Source organism: Streptomyces sp. NPDC051636, assembly GCF_044453765.1.
Classification (GTDB): domain Bacteria; phylum Actinomycetota; class Actinomycetes; order Streptomycetales; family Streptomycetaceae; genus Streptomyces.
Map to the genome: position 1 here is coordinate 1 of NZ_JBITDA010000030.1, position 15,743 is coordinate 15,743.

General features: G+C 69.1%; 15 protein-coding genes and 1 pseudogene. 14 read left to right on the forward strand and 2 right to left on the reverse strand.

Annotated features, from left to right (window positions below; genetic code table 11):
• The first annotated feature begins 151 nt into the window (after window positions 1-151).
• The 5 genes from ACIBBH_RS35420 (at window position 152) to ACIBBH_RS35440 (ending at window position 4,091) form a co-directional block, all read left to right on the forward strand.
• Window positions 152-1,489: an FtsK/SpoIIIE domain-containing protein gene (locus ACIBBH_RS35420; RefSeq protein WP_399411893.1), complete on the forward strand. Its 1,338-nt coding sequence runs from the start codon at window positions 152-154 to the stop codon at window positions 1,487-1,489.
• A complete protein-coding gene (locus ACIBBH_RS35425; RefSeq protein WP_399411895.1) occupies window positions 1,486-1,677 on the forward strand; it encodes a hypothetical protein in 192 nt (63 codons plus the stop codon). Before ACIBBH_RS35420 ends, ACIBBH_RS35425 begins: the two co-directional genes overlap by 4 nt.
• Before the next feature lie 29 nt (window positions 1,678-1,706).
• Complete coding sequence (locus tag ACIBBH_RS35430; RefSeq protein WP_399411897.1) at window positions 1,707-2,057, forward strand: SH3 domain-containing protein; 351 nt, start codon at window positions 1,707-1,709, stop codon at window positions 2,055-2,057.
• Between the two features lie 155 nt (window positions 2,058-2,212).
• Complete coding sequence (locus tag ACIBBH_RS35435) at window positions 2,213-3,652, forward strand: replication initiator (RefSeq protein ID WP_399411899.1); 1,440 nt, start codon at window positions 2,213-2,215, stop codon at window positions 3,650-3,652.
• Entirely contained in the window at window positions 3,642-4,091 is a 450-nt protein-coding gene (locus ACIBBH_RS35440) for a hypothetical protein (RefSeq protein ID WP_399411901.1), read from the forward strand. The genes ACIBBH_RS35435 and ACIBBH_RS35440 overlap by 11 nt, the downstream gene beginning before the upstream one ends.
• Window positions 4,092-4,154: 63 nt before the next feature.
• Here the strand turns inward: ACIBBH_RS35440 and ACIBBH_RS35445 are convergent, their stop codons facing one another.
• Window positions 4,155-5,678, reverse strand: a complete 1,524-nt coding sequence (locus tag ACIBBH_RS35445; protein ID WP_399411903.1) for a recombinase family protein — start codon at window positions 5,676-5,678, stop codon at window positions 4,155-4,157.
• A 43-nt stretch (window positions 5,679-5,721) separates the two neighbouring features.
• Here ACIBBH_RS35445 and ACIBBH_RS35450 point away from each other — a divergent pair.
• The 6 genes and pseudogenes from ACIBBH_RS35450 to ACIBBH_RS35475 form a co-directional block, all read left to right on the forward strand.
• Window positions 5,722-6,546: pseudogene (locus ACIBBH_RS35450) on the forward strand (ATPase, T2SS/T4P/T4SS family); the annotation flags it as partial.
• Entirely contained in the window at window positions 6,539-7,429 is an 891-nt protein-coding gene (locus ACIBBH_RS35455; RefSeq protein WP_399411905.1) for a type II secretion system F family protein, read from the forward strand. The pseudogene ACIBBH_RS35450 and the gene ACIBBH_RS35455, both read left to right, overlap by 8 nt.
• Window positions 7,426-8,214 carry a type II secretion system F family protein gene (locus ACIBBH_RS35460; RefSeq protein ID WP_399411907.1) on the forward strand — a complete coding sequence of 263 codons (789 nt, stop codon included), beginning with the start codon at window positions 7,426-7,428 and terminating at the stop codon, window positions 8,212-8,214. Before ACIBBH_RS35455 ends, ACIBBH_RS35460 begins: the two co-directional genes overlap by 4 nt.
• A gap of 115 nt (window positions 8,215-8,329) precedes the next feature.
• Window positions 8,330-8,530, forward strand: a complete 201-nt coding sequence (locus tag ACIBBH_RS35465; RefSeq protein ID WP_399411909.1) for a DUF4244 domain-containing protein — start codon at window positions 8,330-8,332, stop codon at window positions 8,528-8,530.
• Window positions 8,531-8,564: 34 nt separating this feature from the next.
• Window positions 8,565-8,933 (forward strand): TadE family type IV pilus minor pilin, encoded by a 369-nt coding sequence (locus ACIBBH_RS35470; RefSeq protein WP_399411911.1) that lies wholly within the window; start codon window positions 8,565-8,567, stop codon window positions 8,931-8,933.
• Window positions 8,930-9,385: an Rv3654c family TadE-like protein gene (locus ACIBBH_RS35475; protein ID WP_399411913.1), complete on the forward strand. Its 456-nt coding sequence runs from the start codon at window positions 8,930-8,932 to the stop codon at window positions 9,383-9,385. The genes ACIBBH_RS35470 and ACIBBH_RS35475 overlap by 4 nt, the downstream gene beginning before the upstream one ends.
• Here ACIBBH_RS35475 and ACIBBH_RS35480 read toward each other — a convergent pair.
• A complete protein-coding gene (locus tag ACIBBH_RS35480) occupies window positions 9,276-11,804 on the reverse strand; it encodes a DEAD/DEAH box helicase (protein WP_399411915.1) in 2,529 nt (842 codons plus the stop codon). The two genes, ACIBBH_RS35475 and ACIBBH_RS35480, sit on opposite strands and share 110 nt — an antisense overlap.
• An 81-nt stretch (window positions 11,805-11,885) precedes the next feature.
• Here ACIBBH_RS35480 and bldG point away from each other — a divergent pair, with 81 nt between their 5' ends.
• The 3 genes from bldG to ACIBBH_RS35495 all read left to right on the forward strand — a co-directional run bounded on the left by bldG (window position 11,886) and on the right by ACIBBH_RS35495 (window position 15,637).
• Window positions 11,886-12,227 carry an anti-sigma factor antagonist BldG gene (bldG, locus tag ACIBBH_RS35485; RefSeq protein ID WP_010986038.1) on the forward strand — a complete coding sequence of 114 codons (342 nt, stop codon included), beginning with the start codon at window positions 11,886-11,888 and terminating at the stop codon, window positions 12,225-12,227.
• Window positions 12,228-12,498: 271 nt separating this feature from the next.
• A complete protein-coding gene (locus ACIBBH_RS35490; protein WP_399411917.1) occupies window positions 12,499-12,936 on the forward strand; it encodes an ATP-binding protein in 438 nt (145 codons plus the stop codon).
• Between the two features lie 292 nt (window positions 12,937-13,228).
• Entirely contained in the window at window positions 13,229-15,637 is a 2,409-nt protein-coding gene (locus ACIBBH_RS35495) for a sodium-translocating pyrophosphatase (protein ID WP_399411919.1), read from the forward strand.
• The last annotated feature ends 106 nt before the right edge of the window (window positions 15,638-15,743 follow it).

A 15,743-nucleotide genomic window follows, 5' to 3' on the forward strand; every position in this document is an offset into this window, starting at 1 on the left:
TGCGGACGCTGGCCGGTGCTGAGGCGCTGCTCGCCACGTCCGATGACATCGCCACCCTTCGCTTCCTCCTGGGGCTGACGGCACGTCACGCCGAGGCGGCCATGATGCGCGCCCGGCTCGTGCTCGCCCGGACCAAGGAAGGGGACGGCTGATGCCTGCCTCTCTGGTGGTCTGGGTCCTGACGGCGCTGCTCCTAGTCGGCGTGATGACACAGCGCTGGTGGGAACCGCGTCTTGCGACTCGGGGCATCCCGGTGCGGCGCTGGCCGTGGCGGTGGTGGCTGGTCGGCTACCCCGGCACCGCGCTGCGGATCTTCACGACCTGGCGGCGACTGACCCACCTCAACGGGTTGTCGGTGAGCACTGCGCCGGACCGCCGGATCGTCGGCCGTGATCTCGTGGTGCAGGGACAGGCGCTGCGGCCCAAGCCTCCTCGGCTGTCCTGGCCGGTGCCGACGAAAACCGGGCTGACGCTGCGGGTGCTCCTACATCCGGGGCAGACCCCGGCGGCCTACTTCACGGCGGCCCGTGCCATGGAACACGCCTGGCACGTGCACCGTGTGCGGGTCACCTCCCCGCGTCGGGGACAGGTCCTCATCCATGTCACGGCCCTGGACCCGTTGACCGGTGACCTTGCGTCGGTCCGTTCGCCGGCTGCGGAGCTGCTGTCGGCCAACGTGGGCCGGATCGAGGACGGCGACCCGTGGGTGATCGACCTGCGGCGCGTGCCGCACTGGCTGATCACGGGGGCGACACAGTCCGGGAAGTCGTCGTTGCTAGCGGCGCTGGTGCTTGCGCTGGCACCTCAGCGGGTCGCCCTGGTCGGCATCGACTGCAAGGGCGGCATGGAACTGGGCCTGTTCGGCGGTCGCCTCTCGGCGCTCGCCACCGACCGGACACAGGCGGCTCACCTGCTGTCCGGCGTGGTGGAAGAGATTCAGGCACGCATAAGCCGTTGCCGCTCGTGGGGCAAGCGGTCCGTCTGGGAACTGCCCGAGGAACAGCGGCCAGTGCCCCTGGTCGTGCTCGTGGATGAGCTGGCAGAGCTGTACCTCACCGATGGCTCTCGGGCCTCGAAGGACGAAGCGGAGCAGTGCGGAACGCTGCTGCTGCGGGTCGCCCAGCTCGGCGCGGCGCTCGGCGTTCACCTGGTCATCGCCGGACAGCGGGTCGGCTCCGACATCGGCACCCGCGTCACCGCGCTGCGGGCCCAGCTCGGCGGACGCGTCGCCCACCGCGCGCACGACGAGGCGTCAGCAGAGATGACCTTGGGCGACATCAACCCGGACGCCGTTATCACAGCCCTGAGCATCACCGAGGACGAACAGGGCGTGGCCGTGGTCGCCATGGGCGGCCGGTGGATGCGCGCCCGCTCCCGCCTCGTCACGACCGCCGATGCAGCCGGAATCGCCCGGATGGACCCCCCGGCGGACCCGTTCCTGACCCAGCCCGACCCCGTGACCTTCGAGAAAGGAGGAGAAGCAACATGACACAGACACATATATGGGTCATCGACTCATTCCTGTTCCTGTACGTGGTCCTTACCGCACGGTCACGGGAAATTAAATGGTATCAGGCAACCCTGATTTCCCTGTTCGGATTCCTGCTGGCAGGAACGCCGTTCTCATATCCCGTGTGGTCAATCGTCCAAGCCATCGGAAGCCTCTTTTTCGGCTGACGAACCCTGAATCAAGAAGGAGAACAAGAATGAACATCACTACGCGCATCGTGGGTGCCGCTGCCTCGACCGCCCTTCTCATCGGAGGCGCCCTGGTCGCTGCCCCGACCGCTTCGGCAGCGTCCCAGAGCGCTTCGGTGTCGTCCCTTCCCAAGGCATGCGACTGGGAATGGGCTTACCCGCAGAAGGAGGACACCACCACGGCCGTGAACCTGCGCAGTGGTCCGGGAACAAAATACAAGTCCCTCGGAACCCTGTATAAGGGCGTGCACTTCACCGAGTACTGCAACAAGAAATTCGACTGGGGATACGGCAAAGTCACCAGCGGACCGAACAAGGGACGGTGGGGTTGGGTGAACCGCTCCTATCTCTGGCCCTGATGGCATCGGTCGTGTCGCACTGCCTACGGGCCCCTCAAAACACACAACACACTTCACAGATAATCAAGCAGAGCTGAAGCCATAGCCCGAGTAGAGACAAAGGCGGAGCCAATCCATGAACGCCGCGCCTATTCCTCGTGAAAGGGGGCCTCCGAATGTCTGTGATGTCGGATGAGGCGCGGCGCTCAGTTCTCAATGAGGCTGAGCGTCTGCGCCTTCTTTCTTCTACCGAGCGTGACCTTATCCGGCTCGTGCATGAACCCGGATTCTCGCGCTGGCTCGATCAGATCAAGTCCATTGGCGGGTGCGCTCACCCGATCTACCTTGCCGGGCACACTACGACCCGTGATGCGGTCACGGGGGAAGTGTTGCGGCACTACGACACCAGCAACGAACCCGGCGGCCGGATGCCGGTACGGTGCCGCAACCGGCGCGAGACGCGCTGTGAGCCCTGCTCGTACCTGCACGCGGGCGACACCTTCCACCTGGTCCGCTCCGGCCTGCTCGGCGGCAAGGGCGTCACGGACGGCGTTCGGCATCACCCCCGGCTCTTCGTCACCCTGACGGCTCCCTCGTTCGGCGCTGTGCACCGTGCTGGCGACGGGCAGGTCTGCCGTCCTCGTCGGGACGGCGGAGTCTGCGAACACGGGCGGTCTCTGGGCTGCGGGCAACGGCACTCGGATGCTGACCCGATAGTGGGCCAACCCTTGTGCCGGGACTGCTACGACTACCCCGGACACGTCCTCTGGCACGCCTTGGCCGGCAAGCTATGGAATCGCTATTGCCACATGCTCAGGCGGCATTTGGCGACGACGGCAGGAATCACGCAAACCCGCCTGCGCGAACACCTGACCCTCTCCTTTGCCAAAGTCGCCGAATACCAGGATCGGGGCGCAGTTCACTTCCATGCGGTGATCCGGCTCGACGGGCCCGACGGTCCCTCGTCGCCCCCGCCCCTCTGGGCTACAACTGACTTGCTGTCAGATGCCGTGCGGTCGGCTGCGGATCAAGTCGAGGTACACACTCCGTATTCCCCTGCCACCGGTGAGCGGGTCATCAAGTGGGGCAAACAGCGCGACGTACACGCGATCCGCAGCGACGCATTCACGGAATCGGCCGTGACCGATAGCGCAGTTGCGGCCTATGTAGCGAAATACGTTTCCAAGAGCGTCGGCGACTCGGGTGGCATCGACTACCGGATACAGGACTTCGACAGCATCCGGCTTGCCCCTGTGAATGCCCACCTGCGGGCGCTCATGGCCACCTGCTGGCGTCTGGGCGGCCTGCCAGAGCTGGAGGCGTTGAACCTGCGGGCCTGGGCTCACACGCTCGGCTACCGGGGCCACGTGCTCACCAAATCACGCCAGTACTCCACCACTTATGGGGCGCTGCGCGCAGTGCGGGCGGACTATCAGGGCGGCGGCGTGCTCGCCCTGGAGGACCGAGAGACCGTCACGGAATCGGCCTGGCGCTACGTCGGCTCGGGACACTCGCCGGCAGAGGCAGAAATCGCATACGGCATAGCCGAAGATATCGCAGCACTGAGAGATATCAAAAGGGAACTGACTGGTGAGGGGTGGGACTATGCTGCGTAAGGAATACGCAGGTTACTTCCACTCGGACCTCATATTCAATGGTCGAACAGAGGCACTGCACGCATGGCGCGTGACGACAGGTTGTCGAGACGTAGCGCAGGTAACCTCTCGCAAACTGGGCGGTGAGGTGAGGGGCAGTAAGGATTTGCCGGAGGGCCGATGGGAAGTGCTGACCAAATCTCCTGCCGTTGAGATCCTGGTGAGGGAGGTTACCGGCGATGGAATAGCTTTCACCCTGCCTGGAGAAACCGCGATAGGAGAATTCTTCTTCAGGTCTGAGATGTGGAATCCTGAAGATATAGCCAAGGTGTCAGCCGATGGTGATTTGCGTTATAGGCCCTGCCAATTGAAGCTAGAGCCTGTGGAATTCAAGACGCGAACGGGCTTGACAATCCTCTACGTTCTGCCGTCGATCCAATTGACCGCTTCGGGCGTTTAGGCTCTAAGGCTGCAAGTGAGCCCCGGCAAGTCCGTATCCTTGCCGGGGCTCACTTGTGCGGCGCTAGGCGGCCTGAGAGCGGATGTCGGCGCCTGTAATCAGAACGCGTTTTTCAGCGCTCGTGGGGAAAATCTCCACGCGTACCTCAAAACCATTCAAGAGTTCGCGCCGGGCTACGTTATCCTTGGCGTTATTCCATTCATCCGCGACTGTCTTTCCCGTGGGTACCAAGCGCATGCTTGCTGGCCGTTCAGGAAGCTTCTTCAATTCGGATATTTCCCGCCCCATTCGTGCGTACTCCTGCCGGTACCATTCCGCGTCGTCTTCGGCGTCGTACAGGCCTGCTGACCGGTCGTCTCGGAGACGCTTACGGTCCGCCTCTAGCCCTGCGATGCGAGCGGCGTACCCGGTGCCAGGATCGTATTGACGCTTCATGAGCTGCCCGCTGCCGTACCTGGAAAGAAACCAATTGGTGACCTCCTGGTCGAGCCGCTCGCAAGTAATTACAGGCGCAGGCTTGCAATCCTTTGAGGCAGGCACTCCGCGAAGACGAGCATTGCAGCAGTATGCACTTTTCTGCATGCTTTGCTTGGTCCTCCTAATGTGGGCTTTCTCGCCGCAATTTCCGCAGAATGTAATCCCTGTAAGGAGGTATGTTCCTTTCGGAGTTCGAGGCTTATCCTGTTTGGGGGTGGTCTTCTTGATCAATGCATCGCGAGTTGCGCGATCCCATAGAGGGGGAGCGAGTCGCGTAGGATGCCCGTCAGGTCCGATTACGGGGCGTCCTTTATGCATCAGGTAACCGAGAGATCCCTCTCCTGTCAGCAACTCCTTTAGTGTGTCCGTACTCCATGGGCTTCCTTTTACTTCACGACCGTTGGCTTTGTTGCGGTAATCCGCCGGCGACAGAATTCCCTCACGGCTCAGTCGTCCGGCTTCCGTGTGCACGGTTATCGTTCCGGTTTCGTCGGCCAAGATCCTTTCTGCGACCTTCCGGAGAATCTTGGCCGGAATGGGGTCGATTTCTACGCGATCAACCTTTCCGGTCGGAGTCAGGCGCACGAAGCGATATCCGTAGCGGTTCTTTTGCTTGGGCTGCCCAGCGGCGCGAGCCCGTACGGTCTCCTCGCGGTTTCTCTTCTGGATGGCCCGCAACTCCATTTGCGCGCCAAATGACTCCATGGAAAGACGCATCTCGTCGTTGGTGTCGTCGAGGTTCCACGGGCCATCGTGGCCGTAGGTGACGAGCAGGCGGCCAGACTCGTGAATCGCGTACGCGGTGTTGAGTACGTCTCGCTGATTGCGGCCGATCCGGTCGACTGCTGCTCCGACGATGCCCGAGTAAGGGCCAGCCTCGCCACGGAGCCAGGGGCCAAGTCCTGGCCTCGTGAAGGGGTCGGTAGCGCCGGATACTTCCCAGTCATCCGCCCATGCGATGACGTGACCACCCACAGCCTCTGTGGCCTTGAGGACCTGCTCTAACTGCTTCTCAGGGCTGTTAGACGCGTCTGACTTCCGCGAGAGCCGGCGCACACCCACCAGGCACCGCCCGCAACCGTCGTACTCCGTGGTGATCACTCGATCCATGATGTCGGGTTCCTCCGCGAATCGCACGTGTGTTTTGGTCTGCTTGCTGGACGGGACCCGGCTGCACGCGGTGCTGCCCCCGGTGGCCGTCGGCTGCACCTGCCTTTCCCTGCGGGTGGTACGGCCCCGGGCGTTCACGCTGGGCGAACTGGTCGCCGCGGGCACGGTGCCGCCCGGCGGGGACCGGATCCTGCGGGCACTGCTGCGGGCGCGGCTGTCCTTCCTCGTCAGCGGCGGCACGGGCAGCGGCAAGACGACCCTGCTGAGCGCACTGCTCGGGCTGGTCGGACCGGAGGAGCGGATCGTGCTCGCCGAGGACTCCGCGGAGCTGCGCCCCGACCACCCGCACGTCGTCCGGCTGGAGACCAGACCCGCCAACCAGGAGGGCGCGGGCCTGGTCACCCTCGAGGACCTGGTGCGGCAGGCACTGCGGATGCGTCCCGACCGGCTGGTCGTGGGCGAGGTGCGGGGCCCCGAGGTCGTGCACCTGCTGGCCGCGCTCAACACCGGCCACGAGGGCGGCTGCGGCACCGTGCACGCCAACGCCGCGGCGGACGTCCCCGCCCGCCTGGAGGCGCTGGGCACGGCCGCCGGGCTCGACCGGGCCGCGCTGCACAGCCAGTTGGCGGCCGCGCTGTCCGTGGTGCTGCACCTGGTGCGCGACCGGACCGGCCGGCGCCGCATCTCCGAGGTGCACGTGCTGGAGCGGGATCCCTCGGGGCTGGTGCGCACGGTGCCGGCGCTGCGCTGGGGCCCGGAGGCGTTCGCGCGGGAGCGGGGGTGGGAGCGGCTGCGGGGGCTGCTGCGGAGTGAGGCCGGTGGCGAGGCGAGTGGCGACAGCGGTGAAGGAGGCCGGTGCGATGGGTGAGGTGTCGATGGGAGCTGTGCCGACGGCGCAGATGTCGATGGGTGCGGCCCTGGCCTGCGTCGGCGCGGCGGTGTGGCTGACCGGAGGGCGGCACCGCGGGGCGCGGCGGGCGCGGCTGCTGCTCGCGGGCGGCGGGGTGGTGGGGACCGGACCGCCCTCCGTCCCGCAGGTCGTCGGTGAACTGCGGCGCCTGTGCGGCCGGTTGGAGGGCGAGTGGTGGTCGCTGGCCGCCGGGCTGGTGCTGGCGCTGCTGGGCGCCTCGGTCGTTCCGGTCGTCGCGGGGGCGGCCGGGGTGCCGGTGCTGCGACGGCTGCGGCTGGCCCGGGAGGCGCGGCGGGCACGTGAGCGGCGCGGGGACGCGGTGATCGCGTTGTGCGGGGTGCTCGCGGGCGAGGTGCGTGCCGGACGGCAGCCGGGTGAGGCGCTGTTGTGCGCCGCGCGGGACTCCGGCGGGCTCGGTGAGGCCCAGGCGGCCGTGCTCGCCGCGGCGAGGTTCGGCGGGGACGTGCCGGGCGCGCTCGCCGGGGCGGCCCGGCTACCGGGCGCCGAGGGGCTGCTGGGGCTCGCGGCCTGCTGGCGGGTGGCCGTGGACCAGGGCGCCGGGCTCGTGGCCGGCCTCGACCGGCTCGACGCGGCCCTGCGCGCCGAGCGGGACCAACGAGCCGACCTGCGTGCCCAGCTGGCGGGGGCGCGGGCCACGACGGTGATGCTCGCCGCCCTGCCGGTTCTGGGGCTCCTCCTCGGTACGGCCATGGGTGCCGACCCGCTGCACGTACTGCTGCACACCGGGGCGGGGCTGGGCTGTCTGCTGGTCAGCGGGCTGCTGGAGGCCGCCGGGCTGTGGTGGTCGGCGCGGATCGTGCGCGGGGCGGAGGCGGTATGAGCACCGATGTCGTCCACAGGCTGGGGATGACCGTCGCGGCGGTCCTGGCTCTCGGATGGCCGGCCTGGCGCATCGACGTGGCCCGGCGCAACCGCCGGGCGCGGCACCGGCTGGCCGAACTGCTGGCCCGGGAGGCCGCGGCACCCCGGCCGTCCGTCGAGGTACGGGGTCTCATGCGGCGGTGGCTGCCCCTCACCGGCGTGGTGGCCGCCGGGTGGGTGCTGGTCGGCGGAGTCACCGGCGTCGCGGTGGGTCTGGGCGCCGCCGTGGGGCTGTGGCGATGGCGGCGCCGGCAGGGGGACGACCCGGGCAGGACGGCGCAGTCCGACGCCGCGCTGGCCGCCCGCCAACTCCCTCTCGCCGCCGACCTCCTGGCCGCCTGCATCGCGGCCGGGGCCGGACCGGTGGTCGCCGCCCAGGCCGTCGGAGAGTCCCTCGGTGGACCCGTCGGGGAGGGACTCGCACGGGGCGCTGCGGAGGTGCGGCTGGGCGGCGAACCGGCCGACGCGTGGCGCCGGTTGGCCTTGCTGCCGGGCGCCGGTGCCCTGGCCCGGCTGCTGGAGCGGGCGGACGAGTCGGGGCTCCCGGCGGCCGCGCCGGTCGCCCGGCTCGCGGCGGACGCGCGCGCGGACTGGGCGCGGAGCGCGACGGCGCGGGCCCGGCGGGCGGCCGTCCTGGTCAGCGCGCCGGTGGGGCTGTGCTTCCTGCCCGCCTTCATCGTGGTCGGTGTCCTGCCCGTGGTGATCGGGCTGGCGAGCGGAGTGGTGGCAGGAGGTGGTGGGTGACGGAGGCGGCCGAATGGATGAAACCGGCGAAGTGATCAGCCGAGCGATCAGACGAGCGACCAGTGGAAGTAGTCGCACGAACAGACCAACGAACCAGAACCTGACAGGGGTTGGGATGAGCAGGAAACTGAAGCACGCAAGGCGACGGCTGCGGGCCCGGTGGGGCCGGGACGCGGGCATGGTCACCTCGGAGTACGCCATGGGCATCGTCGCGGCGGTGGGGTTCGCCTTGCTGCTCTACGAGGTCGTGACGAGCGGGCAGGTCCGGGCGGAACTGCAGGCCATCGTGAAGCGAGCCCTCAGTGCGCGGATGTGAGCGCGTCCGGGGACGGGCGGCGGACCGGGGGTTCGTGACCGCGGAGGCCGCCGTGGTGCTACCGGTGCTGGTGGCGTTCACCATGACGCTGGTCTGGGGGCTGTTCGTGGTGGCCGCGCAGATCCAGTGTGTGGACGCCGCGCGCACCGGCGCCCGGGCGGCGGCCCGCCAGGACGCCCCCGACGCCGTCGTGGCGGTGACCCGCGAGGCGGCACCGCACGGCGCCGGGGTCACCGTCGCCCGCGAGGGAGACCACGTGCGCGTGACGGTCGTGGCGAAGCCGCCGGTGCTGACCGGCCTGCCCTTCGAGGTGCGGGAGGAGGCCGTGGCCGCGGCGGAGGAGACGGTGGGCGCCGGGGCGACGGCCTCGCCCGCAGGGCAGGGAGCGGGGGCGGGGCCATGAGAGGCCGCTTCCCGGGTCCCTTCCGCGGCCGCTTCCCAGACCGCCGCTCCGACCGGGGATCCGCCACCGTCTGGAGCGTCGTCGCGATCGCCGTGCTGTGCGTGGTCTTCGCCGTCGTCCTCGCCCTGGGCCAGGCCGTGGTCGCCCGGCACCGCGCGGCGGGCGGCGCCGACCTCGCGGCGCTCGCCGCGGCGGACCACTGGGCCGACGGCACCACGGCGGCCTGTGCCAGGGCCGACCGGGTGGCGCGGGCCCAGGGGGCGCGGCTGGTGCGGTGCGCGATCGTGGGCGAGACGTCGGACGTGACGGCGGCGTCGGGCCGGGGGCCGTTCGCGGCGGAGGTCAGATCGCGGGCGGGTCCTGCGGAGCCGGCGGGGACGGGTCCTCCACAGAGTCTCCCGTCCCCCCTTCGGCCGGCTTCTCCTGTGGCGCCCCCCGCAACAGCACGGTGAGCAGCCGCACCGCCCCCCGCTTGTGCAGCGGATCATTGCCGTTGCCGCACTTGGGGGACTGGATGCAGGACGGGCAGCCGGCGTCGCACTCGCAGGAGGCGATGGCCTCGCGGGTGGCGGTGAGCCACTCGCGGGCGGTGTGGAAGGCGCGCTCCGCGAAGCCCGCGCCGCCGGGGTGGCCGTCGTACACGAAGACCGTGGGCAGCAGCGTGTCGGGGTGCAGCGGGACCGACACGCCGCCGATGTCCCAGCGGTCGCAGGTCGCGAAGAGCGGCAGCATGCCGATCGAGGCGTGCTCGGCGGCGTGCAGGGCGCCGCCGAGGATCTCCGGGCTGATCCGGGCCTCGTCCAGCTGGTCCTCGGTAACCGTCCACCACACCGCGCGCGTACGCAACGTACGAGGAGGGAGGTCGAGCTTCGTCTCACCCAGCACTTCACCGGTGATGACACGCCGGCGCAGATACGAGACCACCTGGTTGGTGACCTCCACCGAGCCGTAGCACAGCCGTCCCGCGCCCCAGGGGACCTCGATGTCCGTCTCCAGAACGGAGATCGACGTCGTGTCGCGGGCGATCGTCGAGTACGGCGGGTCGGCCTGCTCGACCAGGGCGACGGAGTCCTCCAGGTCGAGGGCGCGCACCAGGTACGTACGGCCCTGGTGCAGGTGCACCGCGCCCTCGTGCACCGTCGAGTGCGCGGCGGAGGCGTCCACCGTGCCGAGGAGGCGTCCGGTGGCGGCCTCGACGACCTGCACCGGGCGGCCGCCCTCGCCGCGGATGTCGGTCAGGTCGGCCGCCCGTTCCCGGCGGGTCCAGTGCCAGGCCTTCGTACGGCGGCGCAGCAGCTTCGCGGCCTCCAGCTGCGGCAGCAGCTCCGCGCAGGCGGGGCCGAACAGCTCGAGGTCGTCCTCCGTCAGCGGGATCTCCGCGGCGGCCGCGCACAGGTGCGGGGCGAGGACGTAGGGGTTGTCGGGGTCGAGGACGGTGGATTCCACCGGCCGGTCGAACAGGGCCTCGGGATGATGGACCAGGAAGGTGTCCAGCGGGTCGTCGCGGGCGACCAGCACCGCCAGGGCACCCTGGCCGGACCGGCCCGCCCGGCCCGCCTGCTGCCACAGGGACGCGCGCGTGCCCGGGTACCCGGCGATCACCACGGCGTCCAGTCCGGAGACATCCACGCCGAGCTCAAGGGCCGTGGTGGCGGCCAGGCCCAGGAGTTCGCCGGAGTGCAGGGCGCGCTCCAGGGCGCGGCGCTCCTCGGGAAGGTAGCCGCCGCGGTAGGCGGCGACACGCCGGGCCAGGGAGCGGTCCACCTCGGCCAGGCGTTCCTGGGCGATCACCGAGATCAGCTCGGCGCCGCGCCGGGAGCGGACGAAGGCGACCGAGCGGACGCCCTGGACGGTGAGGTCGGTGAGCAGGTCGGCCGTCTCGGCGGTGGCGGTACGGCGGACGGGGGCGCCCTTCTCGCCGTGCAGTTCGGTCAGCGGGGGCTCCCAGAGGGCGAAGACGAGCTCCCCGCGCGGGGAGGCGTCGTCGGCGACCTCGACCACCGGCAGGCCGGTGAGCCGGCGGGCGGCCACGGACGGCTCGGCGGCGGTCGCGGAGGCCAGCAGGAACACCGGCGACGCGCCGTAGCGGGCGCACAGGCGGCGCAGCCTGCGCAGGACCTGGGCGACGTGGGAGCCGAAGACCCCACGGTAGGTGTGGCACTCGTCGATGACGACGTACTTGAGCGTCTTCAGGAAGGAGGCCCAGCGGGGGTGGGAGGGCAGGATGCCGCGGTGCAGCATGTCGGGGTTGGTGAGGACGTAGTTGGCGTACTGGCGGATCCATTCCCGTTCCTCGAACGGAGTGTCGCCGTCGTACACGGCCGGGCGAATCGCGGTGCCCAGAGGTTGTGAAAGTTCCTTCACCGAGCGGCACTGGTCGGCCGCGAGGGCCTTGGTGGGGGCCAGGTACAGGGCGGTGGCCCCTCGGCCGTTCGCCGCCTCGGCGCCGTCCAGAAGGGTGGACAGGACGGGGACGAGGTAGGCCAGGGACTTGCCGGAGGCCGTGCCCGTGGCGACGACCACCGAGTCGCCGTCCAGGGCGTGCTCGGCGGCGAGTGCCTGGTGGGCCCAGGGATGCTCGATGCCGCACGCCCGCACGGCCGCGATCACTTCCGAGCGAATTCGATCAGGCCAAACGGCATGGCGACCCGCGCGCGGGGGCAAGTGCTCCGTATGAGTGATGCGCGAAGCCCGGCTCGGTCCCGAGGCGAGCCGGTCCAGGACCGTGCCCGGCGAGAACCGGGATGCGGGCTGCGCCGGGGGTCGATCGGATCGGTGATTCTTGGCCATCGGCACCGAGTGTGTCACTGGCGTGACGGACAATGGAGCCAAGGCGTCGTGCACGCCTGCCGGTAAGTGATTGAATGCCATCGCGGCTGGCGATACGTCCCAGGGGCTTCAAGCCGAGGTGCCTAAGGGACGACCGCTCGATAGCAAGGTGCTGGAGGATCCGTGGACCTGTCCCTGTCGACCCGTACCGTCGGCGATCGTACGGTCGTCGAGGTCGGTGGCGAAATCGACGTATATACCGCGCCCAAGCTGCGCGAGCAGCTGGTCGAGCTGGTGAACGACGGGAATTTCCACCTCGTCGTCGACATGGAGGGCGTGGACTTCCTCGACTCCACCGGTCTCGGCGTGCTGGTCGGCGGCCTCAAGCGGGTGCGCGCCCATGAGGGCTCGCTGCGCCTGGTCTGCAACCAGGAGCGCATTCTGAAGATCTTCCGAATCACCGGCCTCACCAAGGTGTTCCCGATCCACACCTCGGTCGAGGAAGCGGTGGCGGCCACCGACTGACTCGGGCCACCCGGCTGACCTCGGTCACCGACCGATCCCGGGCCGCCGACGCGCTCCGGTCTCGCTGAGGCGAGCTCCGGGGTGGCGGAGGCGACCCCGGCTGCCGACCGGCCCGTGCCGTCGAGGCGAACCCCGGCCGTCGACCGGCGGCCCGGTCGTCCGGTCGGCCCGTGTCCCGGGCGTCGATCGTCCGGGCGGAAGAATTTCATCAGGGGGCCCGGGTTCGGCGGCCCGGCCCCCGACCGCACGCCCGTAGTTCCGAGGGGGATGCATGGCCACCGTTGAACTCCGCTTCAGCGCGCTGCCCGAGCACGTCAGGACCGCCCGGCTGGTGGCGGCAGCGGTGGCGCGCAGGGCCGGAGTGGACGAGGCCGTACTCGACGAGGTCCGGCTCGCCGTGGGTGAGGCCTGCTCCCGTGCCGTCGGACTGCACCAGAGCGTCGGCATCACGGCGCCGGTGAAGGTGTCGCTGATCGAGGAGGAGAAACAGTTCTCCATCGAGGTCGGCGACGAGGCGCCGCACGCGGTCCCAGGCGCTGCCGCGGCCGGCGGAGCCGCCCCGGACGCCGATGTGGAGGCCGAGGAGGACGAGATGGGCCTCGCTGTCATCAGCGGCCTGGTGGACGATGTGGAGGTCACCACCGGGGAACATGGTGGGTTGATCCGCATGACCTGGCCGACCACACCCCCTGCCACCGCACTCGCCTGAACCTGCACCCACCCTCTGCTTCACCCAAAGGGCCCTGCCCAGCAGGGCCCTTTGTCTTATTGTCCGCACGCCCGCAGAATTCGTGAAGGAATTCACGATCGATCACCCGATAATTTGATCAAGCGTCAATGCCTTTGAGGCATTACCGCTTTCGGGTTCAGTGGCGTGACGTCGATCATTTGCTGAAGAGCACGTGAAGGCCGATTCCGTTTACCGCGCTCTGTTTAGATCACGTTCCGGTACCTAGAATCCGTCCACATCTTGAGCTCAGCCCAAGCGTCAAGGAGGACGAATGGCGGGGCTTTCTACCCCTCATCAGTTGGGCCAACCCACAACCTTCGCAGCCGCAGTACTGACCCACGACAATCGGATCATCGTGGCGGCCATCGCGGCCGTCGCGGTGGCCGCGCTCGTGGTCGCAGGCGTCCTGGTGCGCCAGGTGCTGGCGGCGGGCGAGGGCACCGACAGCATGAAAAAGATCGCGGAGGCGGTCCAGGAAGGAGCCAAGGCCTATCTGGGCCGGCAGCTGCGCACGCTCGGCGTATTCGCCGTCCTGGTGTTCTTCCTGCTCATGCTGCTGCCCGCGGACGACTGGAATCAGCGTGCCGGACGGTCCGTGTTCTTCCTGATCGGAGCGGCGTTCTCGGCGGCCACCGGCTATATCGGCATGTGGCTCGCCGTGCGCAGCAATGTGCGCGTCGCCGCGGCGGCCCGGGAAGCGACTCCGGCGGAGGGTGAGCCGGAAAAGGATCTCACCACCGTCTCGCACAAAGCCATGAAGATCGCTTTTCGCACGGGCGGCGTCGTCGGCATGTTCACGGTGGGGCTCGGCCTGCTGGGCGCCTCCTGTGTGGTGCTGGTGTACGCGGCCGACGCGCCGAAGGTGCTCGAGGGCTTCGGCCTCGGCGCCGCCCTCATCGCCATGTTCATGCGTGTGGGCGGCGGCATCTTCACCAAGGCCGCCGACGTCGGCGCCGACCTGGTCGGCAAGGTGGAACAGGGCATTCCGGAGGACGACCCGCGCAATGCCGCGACCATCGCCGACAACGTGGGCGACAACGTCGGCGACTGCGCGGGCATGGCGGCCGACCTTTTCGAGTCGTACGCCGTGACCCTGGTCGCCGCGCTGATCCTCGGCAAGGCGGCCTTCGGCGACTCCGGGCTCGCCTTCCCGTTGCTGGTGCCCGCGATCGGCGTGATCACCGCGATGATCGGCATCTTCGCGGTCGCCCCGCGCCGCAACGACCGCAGCGGCATGACCGCGATCAACCGTGGCTTCTTCATCTCCGCGGTGATCTCGCTCGCGCTGGTGGCGGCGGCCGTCTTCATCTACCTGCCCGGAAAGTACGCCGACCTCGACGGCGTCACCGACACGGCGATCACGGGCAAGAGCGGTGACCCGCGGATCCTCGCACTGGTCGCGGTCGCCATCGGCATCGTGCTCGCCGCCGTGATCCAGCAACTGACCGGCTACTTCACCGAGACCACCCGCCGTCCGGTCCGTGACATCGGCAAGACCTCCCTCACGGGTCCGGCCACCGTCGTCCTCGCCGGTATCTCGGTCGGCCTCGAATCAGCCGTCTACACCGCTCTGTTGATCGGCCTCGGCGTCTACGGGGCGTTCCTGCTCGGCGGTACGTCGATCATGCTGGCCCTGTTCGCGGTCGCGCTGGCCGGCACCGGCCTGCTCACCACGGTGGGTGTCATCGTCGCCATGGACACCTTCGGGCCGGTCTCCGACAACGCGCAGGGCATCGCCGAGATGTCCGGCGACGTCCAGGGTGCGGGTGCGCAGGTGCTCACCAACCTGGACGCGGTCGGCAACACCACCAAGGCGATCACCAAGGGCATCGCCATCGCCACCGCCGTCCTCGCGGCCTCGGCGCTCTTCGGGTCGTACCGCGACGCGATCACCACCGGAGCGCAGGACGTCGGCGAGAAGCTCTCCGGCAAGGGTGCGCCGATGACCCTGATCATGGACATCTCGCAGCCCAACAACCTCGTCGGCCTCATCGCGGGCGCGGCGGTCGTCTTCCTCTTCTCGGGGCTGGCGATCAACGCGGTGTCGCGGTCGGCGGGTTCGGTGGTCTTCGAGGTGCGGCGGCAGTTCCGCGAGCATCCCGGGATCATGGACTACACCGAGAAGCCGGAGTACGGGCGCGTCGTCGACATCTGCACCAAGGACGCCCTGCGCGAGCTCGCCACGCCCGGTCTGCTCGCCGTGATGGCGCCGATCTTCATCGGGTTCACGCTCGGCGTCGGTGCTCTCGGCGCGTACCTGGCGGGCGCGATCGGCGCGGGCACGCTGATGGCGGTGTTCCTCGCGAACTCCGGCGGTGCCTGGGACAACGCCAAGAAGCTCGTGGAGGACGGCCACCACGGCGGCAAGGGCAGCGAGGCCCATGCGGCCACGGTGATCGGCGACACGGTCGGCGACCCCTTCAAGGACACCGCCGGCCCCGCGATCAACCCCCTGCTGAAGGTCATGAACCTGGTGTCGCTGCTCATCGCGCCCGCGGTCATCCGGTTCTCCTACGGCGACGACAAGAACATCGGCGTTCGGATCGTGATCGCGGTCCTCGCGCTCGTCGTGATCGTCGGTGCGGTGTACGTCTCCAAGCGGCGCGGCATCGCCGTGGGGGACGAGGAGGGAAACGCGGAACGGGTGTCCAAGTCGGCTGATCCTGCGGTGGTTTCGTAGGCGGTCGCAGGGATGCCCTGTTCAAGGGGCGGGCGGGTGGCGCGCGTTGACGTGCTCCCGCCCGCTTTCGCGTGCGGGTGCCGCCTCATCGTGAGCCTTCTCTCGC